This window comes from Muribaculum intestinale, from assembly GCF_002201515.1.
Classification (GTDB): Bacteria; Bacteroidota; Bacteroidia; order Bacteroidales; family Muribaculaceae; genus Muribaculum; species Muribaculum intestinale.
Genome location: NZ_CP021421.1, coordinates 1,861,874 through 1,874,198, shown reverse-complemented (window position 1 = coordinate 1,874,198; position 12,325 = coordinate 1,861,874). Strand labels below are relative to the sequence as shown.

Here is a 12,325-nt window from a genome sequence, read left to right as displayed (position 1 = left end):
TGTCTGGATTGAAACTATATCCTTCGATTATATATTCTATAAATTCAATTCACACATAGTTTACCATATCAACAACTTTTGTTGAGAAAGATTCGAATGTAAAGACGCCACCTTGTCATAGGTAATAAATACAACCCGAGATTTTATCGGAGAAAATATAGATGCATTGATTTTATCATTAAATTCATTTTCCCTATAACTGTTAGCCACTATGTGAAATGATGAAAAGAAATCTTGAAGTTCGTAGAATTTTGACAAGGAATTCTTTATATCTGTCGTATGCTCAATCTCATAGAAATGAGTAGGCATATTTCTTTCATTAAACCATATTACATCCACAGTCCTAGCCTTACGTAATAAAGTCTCAAATGTGAATTGCGGAATAGTCTTATAATCGATTAAATCACCTAACTTCTTATCTAAAAACAATCGGTGTTGATCTTGTGGAGGTACATATGTTGAAGAATTTCTACAACGCCCAATTTCCACTAAAAGACCTTGATAATAAGCATGATTAAACATCTCAACACTTTTAGGGCTACCATTCTTAATCTTGAATTTACCAAGAACCTCCTCTCTCGATTCCTCAAGCGCCCATAATCCCGGTTGAATTCGAAAAATGGCATCACTATTCTGGACAATCCTTCTTACGCTGGCTTCGGGAGTTTTAGTTTTCCATGTTGAAAAATCGATAACTTCGTTTAGCCGACGCAAAGTAGCGAACCCTCCCTGAGCGCGCAAAACATCTATAACTTGCTGTTCCTGAGTCATATTTCAATTATTCTCATTGGAAGTTTTCTGAAGACTGGTCGAGCCCGTAACGACTACGATGGAGCTTGATGCATACTTGACTTGATGACATCTGTGTCATTCCATATCGACCATATCAGATATTTCATGTTACCTATTACAAAAATACACAGAATTTCCGACATAACAATCAAAATACAAAATAAACGTGTAAGCTATCATACCCAGCCAGTAGTGAATACCACGAGGAGAAAGTTTAATACAGCAAGAGCCGAGCGCTTAAAATGCACCTAATTAAAAATTTACCAAAAGTTTTAGATGGGAAGTTTTGTCACATCCGGAAATTTCCATACCTTTGCAGTCGTTTTTCCGACACATTATTTAATAATTCACAATCATGAATCATTACGAAACCGTTTTCATTTTAACTCCCGTTTTGTCTGATGCTCAGATGAAGGAAGCGGTAGACAAGGTAAAGGACGTGATCACAAGCGCCAACGGTACCATTGTCAACGAAGAGAACTGGGGCCTGCGCAAACTCGCCTACCCCATCCAGAAGAAGTCGACCGGCTTCTACACCCTCATCGAGTTCGACGCCGAACCCACTACCATCAAGAAGCTCGAGACTCAGTTCCGCCGCGACGAGCGCATGCTCCGCTGGCTCACATTCCGCCTCGACAAGTACGCAGCTGAGTACGCAGCAAAGCGCCGCTCGCTCCGCAGCGCCAAGACCAACGCAACAGAAACCGTAGAAGCAAAGGAGGACTAAACAATGGCACAAGCACAATCAGAAATCCGCTACCTCACTCCCCTGTCGGTAGACGTAAAGAAGAAAAAATATTGCCGTTTCAAACGCAGCGGCATCAAGTATATTGACTACAAGGATCCCGAATTCCTCAAGAAGTTCCTCAACGAGCAGGGCAAACTTCTCCCCCGCCGCATCACAGGTACTTCACTCAAGTTCCAGCGCCGCGTAGCCCAGGCCGTAAAGCGTGCCCGTCATCTGGCTCTGCTTCCCTACGTTACCGACCTGATGAAATAATCCTCACCCAAGTAGCAATATCACATATGAAAATCATATTAAAAGAAGACATCGCTAACCTTGGATACAAGGATGATGTCGTAGAAGTAAAGAACGGCTACGGCCGCAATTACCTCATCCCTCAGGGAAAGGCTGTCATCGCCACTGAGAGCGCCCTCAAGGTTCTCGCCGAGAACCAGCGCCAGCGCGCTCACAAGATCGCCCAGATCAAGGCCGACGCCGAAGCTGCAGCCGCTGCTCTTCAGGGCGTAGAACTCCTCACCATCGCAGCCAAGACCGGTGCCAACGACACCATCTACGGCTCTGTAGGCGCTCTTCAGATTGCCGAAGCCCTCGCTAAGCTCGGCCACAACGTTGACCGCAAGATTATCGTTGTAAAAGACGCCGTGAAGACCCTCGGAAAGTACACCTGCACCGTAAAACTCCACAAGGAAGTAAGTGTAGAGATTCCTTTCGAAGTTGTTGCCGAAACAGCAGAAGCATAACGGAATCATACGCAATATAATATAAAGGCCATAGCACCGATGCTATGGCCTTTATGCATTTTTTAACACTTTCGAGCAATTACCTCTCCATAAAATTCGCTATCTTGGGGCCGTCAAACAAAAAAAACACCGCAATACCGATTCCAAGGATGGCCTGGTACTACATCGTCCTCATTGCAGCATATGCCGGTACAATTGTCAGCCTTGTAGCTGTTGTACTATCCGAGAACCGCAATCCAGTAAAATCTCTCGCATGGATTACGGTGCTGCTAATGGTGCCCGTATTCGGAGTGGTGCTATACATTTTCTTCGGACGCTCGCTGAAGAACACACGCATGATTACACGCCGCAACCGACGGCGTCTGCGCCGACAGGAGTCATACCCTCCCGTCGACATACAGTCGCTCCCTCTCACACCCGAAAGCCATCAGCAGATACGCATGGCCCAGACACTCCAGGGAGCGATATACTACCCCGGCAACAAGATAGATATCTTCACCGACGGACGCACCAAATTCGATGCTCTGCTTGCTGACATCGATGCCGCACACAGCTATGTGCTGATGGAGTACTATATAATCAAAGACGACACCATCGGCACAGCCGTTGCCGACGCATTGATGCGCAAAGCCCGGGAGGGAGTGAAAGTACGACTTATATACGACCATATCGGCTCGCTCCACACACCCAACCGCTTCTTCCGACAGATGCAGGAAGCCGGCATAGAGGTACACCCTTTCTTCAGAGTCACATTCCCACATTTCGCGACACGCGTCAACTGGCGCAACCACCGGAAACTCGCCGTAATCGACGGTCGCATCGGATATGTAGGTGGAATGAATATCGCCGACCGATATATCGACGGGACCGGATCCGGCATATGGCGCGACACACACCTGCGTGTCGAAGGCCCCGCCGTCGGAGCCCTTCAATATGCCGTGGCGGTCGACTGGTCGTTCATGGGCCAGCCGCTCATACTTGACACACCCTCTACCCGACAGGAACACCATCCTGGAGCCGGCATACAGCTGATTACTTCCGGGCCGACAAGCCACTGGAGCAACATCGCCATGTTGTTTCACAAAGCCATAGCCAACGCACGACGCAGGGTGTATATCCAGACCCCCTATTTTCTGCCGACCGACTCACTGTTGCGCGCACTTCAGGCCGCAGCCCTCGCCAAAGTCGATGTGCGCATCATGATACCCGCCCGAAGCGATTCGACGATACTGACCTACGCGTCATTCTCATACGTGCAGGAGTGCCTGCGCTCGGGAGTGAAAGTATATCTCTATAATGCCGGCATGCTGCATGCCAAGACTGTAATCGTCGACGACGAATTCATATCTGTCGGCTCGGCCAACTTCGACTTCCGCAGCTTCGAACACAACTTCGAAAGCAATGTTATGATATATTCCAGGGAAATCAATGCGGAAATGACACACATATTCTTCGAAGACATTGCCATGTCAGAACGCGTACATCCGGGCACCTGGCAGAAACGTCCAAGAGCCCAGAAAGCCAAAGAATCCATGGTAAGGCTTCTGAGTCCCATACTGTGACCGTCAAACGACACACATTTTTCCATTTTTCCATTTTTTCATATCCACAAGCGCGCTTTTTCCCGACAGAATGTTGCATATCGGAATTTTTATTGTAAATTTGTGGAAATTTGGATTAAATGGCAACCGATTTGCAAGAGAGGCTTGAACGCGTATCACGTAAGACACTGGGGCTTACCGACCGTTACAACGCACTGCTCGGCGAAAAGAGGGCTGCCGACGCTCGTATCGCGGAACTACAGTCGACTGTCACAGATTTGCGCCAACAGGTCGAGACTCTCACACGACAGATTGACTACCTCACGGTAGTGACAACGGCTATACCTTCGCGATCCGATGTCGAACGTAGCCGCGCTGTAATTTCCAGATTGGTGCGGGAAATCGATAAGTGCATCTCCGACTTATCCGACTGATGCAATGAAAGATAAACTGAATATTACCATAAAAGTGGCCAACCAGCGCCCCCTGCGTATGGCTGTGTCGCTCGGCGAAGAAGAAGAAGAGGTAAGACAAGCCGAATACTTTGTCAACCACGTATGGGCAAAATGGATGGACGAAAAAGCCGCCGACCAGTCTGACTCCGACGTGCTGGCAATGACAGCAATCTACTTTGCCCGACTTTACATACAGGAGTATCGCAAAAACGAGGAGGTGGAGCGCCACCTCGCCTCATTTGAGGAAACCCTCGACAAAATACTCCTCGACATCAAATAATCAGCCTATCGGCCATAGAATCATATCTCCGATATGCACCGCCAGATAAAGGCCCGGGGACAACGACTCATACGCAATCCGGCAAACCGTCCAACCCGAGCCTCATCATGGAAAGGCTCATCACATTTCCCGGCCAACCCACGAGAGAGTTGACCACATGCCAGCACCACGCTATACACTACCCTGCGGAGACAGTCCGATTATGGAAAAGTCCGCACGGCATTGTCTGCGATGGTGCTTGCTGTATTTTTATAATTAATTATTTATCTAACACTTAACCATATCATGACCCCACTCGTATTAGGGCTCGTATGCGGAATAGGCGCATTCATAATCGGAATTGCAGTAATGACCGCAATACAGCGTTCCTCAGCTAAAAGCAAAGCGAAAACCATTATAGAGGAAGCCCAAAAAGAAGCCGACATGCTGATGCAGGAAAAACTGCTCAAAGCTCGCGAAGAAGAACTCCACATAAAAGCCGAAGCCGACAAGGCCGCCAACCAGCGCATGGCAAAAGTGCAGCAGAATGAGGCGCGACTGAAACAGCGCGAGATACAGCTCAACCAGCAGCAGGGCGACATCGCACGCAAGCGCAACGAAAACGAGACATTCAAAGCCAACCTCGACGCCCAGGCCGCAGTGCTCGAAAGCCAGCGCGTAGAACTCGACAAACTCACACGTACCGCTCAGGACACTCTCGAACACATATCAGGTCTATCGGCCGAAGAAGCAAAGGAAAAACTGATTGACTCCTTGCGCGACGAAGCCAAGACAGCAGCCCAAAGCTATATCAACGATATAATGGACGAGGCCAAGCTCACCGCCAACAAAGAGGCCAAGCGTATAGTAGTACAGTCAATACAACGTGTAGCCACAGAGACGGCCATCGAGAACTCTGTCACAGTATTCCATATTGATTCCGACGAAATAAAAGGACGCATCATCGGTCGCGAAGGACGCAACATCCGGGCTCTTGAAGCCGCCACCGGCATAGAAATCATCGTCGACGACACTCCTGAGGCCATAGTACTCTCCGGATTCGATCCAGTGCGCCGCGAAATAGCCCGTCTGGCACTCCACCAGCTTGTAGCTGACGGACGTATACACCCCGCACGCATCGAAGAAGTCGTGTCAAAAGTGCGCCACCAGATTGAAGAAGAGATAATCGAGACCGGAAAACGCACCGCCATCGACCTCGGTATCCATGGTCTCCATCCCGACCTTATCCGTCTTGTCGGAAAGATGAAATACCGTTCAAGCTACGGACAGAACCTCCTGCAGCATTCGCGCGAGACAGCCAATCTTTGTGCCATCATGGCCTCGGAACTCGGACTCAACCCGAAGAAAGCACGTCGCGCCGGTCTGCTACACGATATAGGCAAAGTACCCGACGAAGAGCCAGAACTGCCCCATGCACTCCTTGGCATGAAACTTGCCGAAAAATATAAGGAAAAGCCCGAGATATGCAACGCCATCGGAGCTCACCACGATGAAATCGAGCAACAGTCTCTGCTCGCTCCTATCGTACAGGTATGCGACGCTATATCCGGAGCACGTCCGGGAGCACGCCGCGAGATTGTAGAGGCATACATCAAACGCCTCAACGACCTCGAACAGCTCGCTCTTTCATATCCCGGAGTAATAAAGACCTACGCCATTCAGGCCGGCCGCGAACTCCGCGTGATTGTCGGCGCCGACAAGATTGACGATGCCGAGACCGAAAAACTCTCCGCCGAAATCGCCAAGCGCATCCAGACCGGAATGACATATCCCGGACAGGTCAAGATTACCGTAATCCGTGAAACCCGTTCGGTAAGTTTTGCAAAGTAATGAACACCGATAACGAAAACATACCCGCAACACCGCAGGAAGATTCCATCAAGACTCCTGTCGCAAATAGCGACAGAGAGTCTGCGGCTGCGACAAAGGAGCAATCTGAGGTTACAGCCGAAGAGATGCATCCGGTGTCTGCACATACACCGGCACCGCGCCGATGCGACTCTTGCAGGAAAGCGCCGCGAGGAAAACTTCACTGCCACAACTGGCTTGATGATATCCCCGGAGGATATGCTGACTTCGACATCGTTGAGGTACAGTTCAAAAATACCCGCAAAGGATATTACCGCAATACCACTGGACTTGACATCGCAAAGGGCGACCTTGTGGCCGTAGAGGCCTCTCCGGGACATGACATCGGCGAAATCACTCTCACCGGACGCCTTGTAGCCTTACAGATGAAAAAAGCCGGACTGAAGCGTGACGCAGAGATAAAGCGCATATTCCGAAAGGCAAAGCCGTCCGATATTGAAAAATACGAAGAGGCAAAAGCCCGCGAAAACGACACGATGATAAAAGCCCGAAAGATAGCCGAAGATCTCAATCTCAACATGAAAATCGGCGATGTCGAATATCAGGGCGACGGAAACAAGGCCATATTCTACTATATTGCCGACGAACGTGTCGATTTCCGCAAACTCATCAAGGTTCTCGCCGAGACATTCAGAGTACGCATCGAGATGAAACAGATAGGAGCTCGTCAGGAAGCCGGCCGCATCGGTGGAATCGGCCCATGCGGACGTCCCCTGTGCTGTTCCACCTGGATGACCAACTTCGTAAGCGTAGCTACAAGCGCCGCCCGATTCCAGGACATCTCGCTCAACCCCCAGAAGCTGGCGGGCCAGTGTGCAAAGCTGAAATGCTGTCTCAACTTCGAGGTCGATGCCTATGTAGAAAGCGTAAGACAGATGCCATCCAAAGACATCCGTCTGGAAACAGCCGATAACACATACTTCCACTTCAAGACCGACATATTCAAGCGCGAGATTACATACTCTACCGACAGACAGATGGCAGCCAACCTCGTTACAATCCCGGCAAAACGGGCATTCGAGGTGATTGCGCTCAACAAAGCCGGCGAAAAGCCGTTGTCTCTGATTCCGGAAGGCTCTGAAAAGCCACAGCCTAAGAAGGATTTCATTGACCTCGTAGGGCAGGACAGTCTCACCCGATTTGACAAGACCAAAAAGAAGAAAAAGAAGAAACCGCAACAGCCAAAAGACGGAAATCAGCAGCCCAGACCAAAGGATGGGCAACAGCGTCCGCCTAAAGCCAATGACCGCAAAGGCGGAAATTCTCAACCCAAGGATAAAGGCCAGCAGCCTAAGCCACAACAGCCTCAGGATGCAACTCAAAAGCCCTCACGTGGCGACAAAGGCAACGACCGACGCCAACAACCCAACAAACAGCGCCAGCAGCCTCGTCAGCCAAAACAGCCAAAACAGCAGCCCCAGCAGAAGCCTGAGTGATGAATCGGTCACACAGATACTGCCGGCAATCGTCAAAAAGCTATAATTAATCATGCGACGACACACATGTAACCTCATTGCCATTGCCGCCACAATGCTCATTATGTGGGCTTGTGGCGGCAATGATGTGACATACTGCGAATTCAGACAACTGTCGGCCGACGGATGGGCATATGGCGACACCATCGGCTTCCCGACAACAAACATGACCGACTCTATAGCCGACGGACACCTTGTAGTATCGCTGAGACACAACAACGGATACCCATATTCCAATATCTGGCTCGAACTGACCCGCACCGGCAACGACGGTACTACGGTACGCGACACCGTAAACTGCGTGCTTGCCGACCTATACGGCCGTTGGAAAGGCCAGGGATTCGGAGCATCATATCAGTTCTCCGACACTCTTCCCAACGCTGTGCGCCTGCTGCGGGGCGACTCTATAACCGTGCGGCACATAATGCGCACCGACACCATTACCGACATCGAACATTTAGGCATAATGCTCGTTCCTTAAATAGAATAACCCACCTCATCCCCAATTTCCTATGGAACTATATGCACTCACGCCGGTTGAAGAAATCAGCCGCCGAATATCGAAGATACAGTCGATGATTGTCGCCCATGGCATCGATGCTATACTTATTACCGACAACACCAACATATATTATACCCTCGGACGTGTCATCAGCGGATGGGTCTATATTCCGGCCAAGGGCAATCCCATATATTTTGTGCGCCGACCCGAAGGGCTTAAAGGCGACAACGTATGCTATATACACAAACCGGAGCTGATTCCTGCGGAACTGTCCTCACGCGGATACACTTTGCCAGGCACTCTCGGGCTTGAACTCGCCGTAACATCATACCTCACAATCGAACGTCTCAAAGCTGTTTTCCCGGAATGCGCCATCGCCGATGCCTCGAAGATTATGCGCGAGGCTCGTGCTGTAAAGACCGACCTTGAGCTAAAAATGCTAAGGCAATCCGGAATCAAACACGCCAGAGTGTACAGCCGCATACCTCACATTTTCCGTCCGGGCATGACCGATATTGAGCTTCAGATTGAGATTGAGCGCATATCACGCCTGGAAGGATGCCTCGGCCAGTTCCGTATATCGGGCGACTCTATGGAACTGTTCATGGCCAATGTGCTTGCCGGCGACAATGCCGACAACCCTACCCCCTATGATTTCGCCATGGGCGGAGCCGGACTCGACCCGTCTCTCCCTGTCGGCGCCGACGGCTCTATAATAAAACCGGGAATGTCGGTGATGGTAGATGCAAATGGCAACTTTACAGGATATATGACCGACATGACACGAGTATTCTCCTACGGAAATATATCGGAGGAAGCCACCCGAGCCCACCGGTGTTCAATAGACATATGCCGAGAGCTGGAGAAGATGGGCCGTCCTGGCACAAAGGCTTCCGACATGTATGAGAAAGCAATCGAAACAGTAAAAGCAGCCGGCCTTGAAAGGCATTTCATGGGATACACCCAGAAAGCCGGATTCATAGGTCATGGAGTTGGCATTGAGATTAATGAATTGCCGGTAATCGCACCAAGGAGTCGCGACATATTGCAAGAGAATAATGTGCTCGCCCTCGAACCGAAGTTCGTTGTGCCCGGAGTTGGAGCGGTAGGTATCGAGAATACATACATTGTGACATCCGGCGGACTTGAACGCATCACCGACTCCCCTGAAGATATCATCAGCCTCGAATAATCATATTTGCAAACCAAGCATTAACAACAAGCAATTAGTGAATGAATCTCGCCGATAAGATTAATCAGCCTGTATTTCACCACGTCGGCAATGTAGCCGACTCCTTGTCCCGGCCATGTTATGTGGTTGGTGGATATGTACGCGACATATTCCTGCACCGACATTCCAAGGATATCGACTTCGTTACGGTAGGCAGCGGCATCGAAGTGGCCGAGGCTGTAGCCGCAACTCTCGGCAAAGGGTGTCAGGCCCATGTGTTCCGCAACTTCGGCACAGCACAGGTAAAGCGCCACGACCTCGAACTTGAATTCGTCGGAGCCCGTCGGGAATCCTACTCCCGCGACAGCCGGAAACCGATTGTCGAGGACGGGACACTCGACGATGACCTGTCGCGCAGGGATTTTACCATAAACGCAATGGCCATATGTGTGAATGCCGCTGAGTTCGGCGAGTTGATTGATCCGTTCGACGGACTTGCTGATCTCGACGACCAGCTCATACGCACCCCTTTGGATCCTGACGTTACATTCTCCGACGACCCATTGCGCATGATGCGTGCTATACGCTTTGCCACCCAGCTGGGATTCTCTATTGTGCCTGAGACATTCGATGCCATCGCACGCAATGCCGACCGCATCGGTATCATATCCCGAGAGCGTATTGCAGATGAACTGATGAAGATTATGGCATCACCAATGCCTTCAATCGGATGGGAACTCCTGGCAAAATGCGGGCTGCTCATACATATCCTTCCCGAGCTCGACGCCATGAGGGGTGTTGAGACTGTAAATGGACGAGGACACAAAGACAATTTCTATCATACACTTCAGGTTGTCGATAATGTAGCACGCAAATCAAAGAATGTGTGGCTGCGATGGGCGGCTTTGTTCCACGACATAGCCAAACCGGTGACTAAACGCTGGGATGCAAAACTCGGATGGACATTTCACAACCACAATTTCATAGGTGCAAGAATGATACCGCGTATATTCCGCGATATGCGCCTCCCTATGAATGAGAAAATGAAATATGTGCAGAAAATGGTCGAACTCCACATGCGTCCGATAGCTCTGGTCGAAGATGTGGTTACTGATTCTGCCGTACGCCGTATGATTTTTGATGCAGCCGATGATATCGATGATCTGATGACACTCTGCGAGGCTGATATAACGTCGAAAAATGAAGCGAAAGTAAAGCGCTTCCTCGACAATTTCGCTCTTGTGCGCCGTAAAATGACCGAACTCGAGGAGCGTGACCGTATACGGTGCTTTCAGCCTCCTGTTTCCGGCGAGGAAATCATGGAAATTTTCGGCCTGCGCCCATGCCGCGAAGTCGGCACCATCAAAGAGGCCATTAAAAATGCCATACTTGACGGAGTGATTCCAAACGAACGTGCAGCAGCACTGGAGCTTATGCATGACGAAGCACGGCGGCTCGGGCTCTCTCCGGTCAGTGACACCCTCTAAGCAGTAGCCGGCTCCTGCAAACCTCAATATCCGCCATCATTATATTTTTTTGAGAAATTTTAAACGCTATTTTTCGTAAATTTGTTTTTTCAAAAGAATACTGCGGAAATGAAGCACAAGCTACAATACATACTGCTGATACTCACATCATTTATCGTATTTTCCTCATGTGAGGACTCTGACGATATTGATGCTCGTGAACCCGCCATGGTATCGCGCACAGTCCTTGTATACATGGCTGCCAACAACAGCCCGTCACTTCCTCATACACAAAATTTCAACGCAATGGTAAGTGCGGCCAATAACGGAGCTCTTGCCAACGGAGGTCGACTTATTGTATTCCGCAAGATATCTTATCCCAAGGTAGAGGCACAATTGGTGGAAATAACGAAAAACACTGTCAATGTCCTCAAAACATATCCGTCAGATATCAATAGTGTCGCCCCCGACGTTATGAAAATGGTGATTGCCGATATCCATCACATCGCACCGGCGGAAGAATACGGCCTGCTCCTATGGAGTCATGCTTCGGGTTGGATAGCACCCTCTCGCTCTTGGGGACAGGATATCGGATTCAGCGGACAGGATCGCGAGATGTCAATTCCCGACCTTGCCGATGCTCTTGGTAACCATCAGTTCCGGTTCATCTACATGGACTGCTGCTTCATGGGCAATATAGAGACTCTGTATGAACTCCGCGACGTAGCCGACTACATCATTGCCAGTCCGACAGAGACTCCATACGCCGGAATGGACTACGAGCGCAATATCCCGGAATTCTTTGCCGAAGATATCGACTTCCACAAAATTGTAGCCAATACCCACGAAGTAGTGGCCGCCCAGCAGCGCGATGGCGACCACTGCGGCATAGCGATTTCACTCTATGATATGTCGCGGATTGAGGCTGTGAGCGAAGCAGTAAAATCCATATATGCCGACAATACACACGTCCCGAACGATACATATTCAATACAGCAGTATGGATTCATGAGCTGGGACAGCTACTTCTATGATCTCGACGCCTATATGTCATCAATCAGCGATGACGAGCCTGCTATTGGCCGCCTTCGCATGGAACTGCAACAGTTCATACCAATATGCCGTGCAACAGAAAAAATCTGGCAGCGTTATCCTCTTGATGATATCTGTGGAGTTTCGGCATTCATACCGGGCAGCTCCAACCTACAGACCAAATATCATTATGACGACCTGAAGTGGTATCACGACGTCGTAGAACCATATTTTCAATAACGCTTCATAAACCCATA

The 12,325-nt window shown here is 49.7% G+C and carries 13 protein-coding genes; 12 read left to right on the top strand and 1 reads right to left on the bottom strand.

What is annotated here, in order from left to right; genetic code table 11:
- Positions 1-60: 60 nt before the first annotated feature.
- Positions 61-771 carry a hypothetical protein gene (locus tag ADH68_RS07600; RefSeq protein ID WP_068961322.1) on the bottom strand — a complete coding sequence of 237 codons (711 nt, stop codon included), beginning with the start codon at positions 769-771 and terminating at the stop codon, positions 61-63.
- Positions 772-1,147: 376 nt separating this feature from the next.
- Here ADH68_RS07600 and rpsF point away from each other — a divergent pair, with 376 nt between their 5' ends.
- The 12 genes from rpsF to ADH68_RS07540 all read left to right on the top strand — a co-directional run bounded on the left by rpsF (position 1,148) and on the right by ADH68_RS07540 (position 12,308).
- Positions 1,148-1,519: a 30S ribosomal protein S6 gene (rpsF, locus tag ADH68_RS07595; RefSeq protein WP_068961323.1), complete on the top strand. Its 372-nt coding sequence runs from the start codon at positions 1,148-1,150 to the stop codon at positions 1,517-1,519.
- Between the two features lie 3 nt (positions 1,520-1,522).
- Positions 1,523-1,792 (top strand): 30S ribosomal protein S18, encoded by a 270-nt coding sequence (gene rpsR / locus ADH68_RS07590; protein ID WP_068961324.1) that lies wholly within the window; start codon positions 1,523-1,525, stop codon positions 1,790-1,792.
- A gap of 26 nt (positions 1,793-1,818) precedes the next feature.
- Positions 1,819-2,277: a 50S ribosomal protein L9 gene (gene rplI / locus ADH68_RS07585; RefSeq protein ID WP_068961325.1), complete on the top strand. Its 459-nt coding sequence runs from the start codon at positions 1,819-1,821 to the stop codon at positions 2,275-2,277.
- A gap of 149 nt (positions 2,278-2,426) precedes the next feature.
- A complete protein-coding gene (cls, locus tag ADH68_RS07580; RefSeq protein WP_068961326.1) occupies positions 2,427-3,839 on the top strand; it encodes a cardiolipin synthase in 1,413 nt (470 codons plus the stop codon).
- A 119-nt stretch (positions 3,840-3,958) separates the two neighbouring features.
- Positions 3,959-4,252: a DUF3450 domain-containing protein gene (locus ADH68_RS07575; RefSeq protein ID WP_068961327.1), complete on the top strand. Its 294-nt coding sequence runs from the start codon at positions 3,959-3,961 to the stop codon at positions 4,250-4,252.
- A 4-nt stretch (positions 4,253-4,256) separates the two neighbouring features.
- The gene (gene zapA, locus ADH68_RS07570; protein ID WP_068961328.1) at positions 4,257-4,553 is read left to right on the top strand and encodes a cell division protein ZapA; all 297 of its coding nucleotides are present in this window, start codon (positions 4,257-4,259) and stop codon (positions 4,551-4,553) included.
- A gap of 285 nt (positions 4,554-4,838) precedes the next feature.
- On the top strand, positions 4,839-6,383 hold the full coding sequence (gene rny / locus ADH68_RS07565) for a ribonuclease Y (RefSeq protein WP_088294797.1): 1,545 nt from the start codon (positions 4,839-4,841) through the stop codon (positions 6,381-6,383).
- 125 nt (positions 6,384-6,508) lie between these two features.
- Entirely contained in the window at positions 6,509-7,858 is a 1,350-nt protein-coding gene (locus tag ADH68_RS07560; protein WP_084274231.1) for a PSP1 domain-containing protein, read from the top strand.
- A 52-nt stretch (positions 7,859-7,910) separates the two neighbouring features.
- Positions 7,911-8,378 (top strand): gliding motility lipoprotein GldH, encoded by a 468-nt coding sequence (locus tag ADH68_RS07555; protein WP_068961330.1) that lies wholly within the window; start codon positions 7,911-7,913, stop codon positions 8,376-8,378.
- Positions 8,379-8,409: 31 nt separating this feature from the next.
- A complete protein-coding gene (locus ADH68_RS07550) occupies positions 8,410-9,591 on the top strand; it encodes a M24 family metallopeptidase (RefSeq protein WP_068961331.1) in 1,182 nt (393 codons plus the stop codon).
- Positions 9,592-9,632: 41 nt separating this feature from the next.
- Positions 9,633-11,057: a CCA tRNA nucleotidyltransferase gene (locus ADH68_RS07545; RefSeq protein WP_068961332.1), complete on the top strand. Its 1,425-nt coding sequence runs from the start codon at positions 9,633-9,635 to the stop codon at positions 11,055-11,057.
- A 108-nt stretch (positions 11,058-11,165) separates the two neighbouring features.
- The gene (locus ADH68_RS07540) at positions 11,166-12,308 is read left to right on the top strand and encodes a clostripain-related cysteine peptidase (RefSeq protein WP_068961333.1); all 1,143 of its coding nucleotides are present in this window, start codon (positions 11,166-11,168) and stop codon (positions 12,306-12,308) included.
- Positions 12,309-12,325 lie beyond the last annotated feature (17 nt).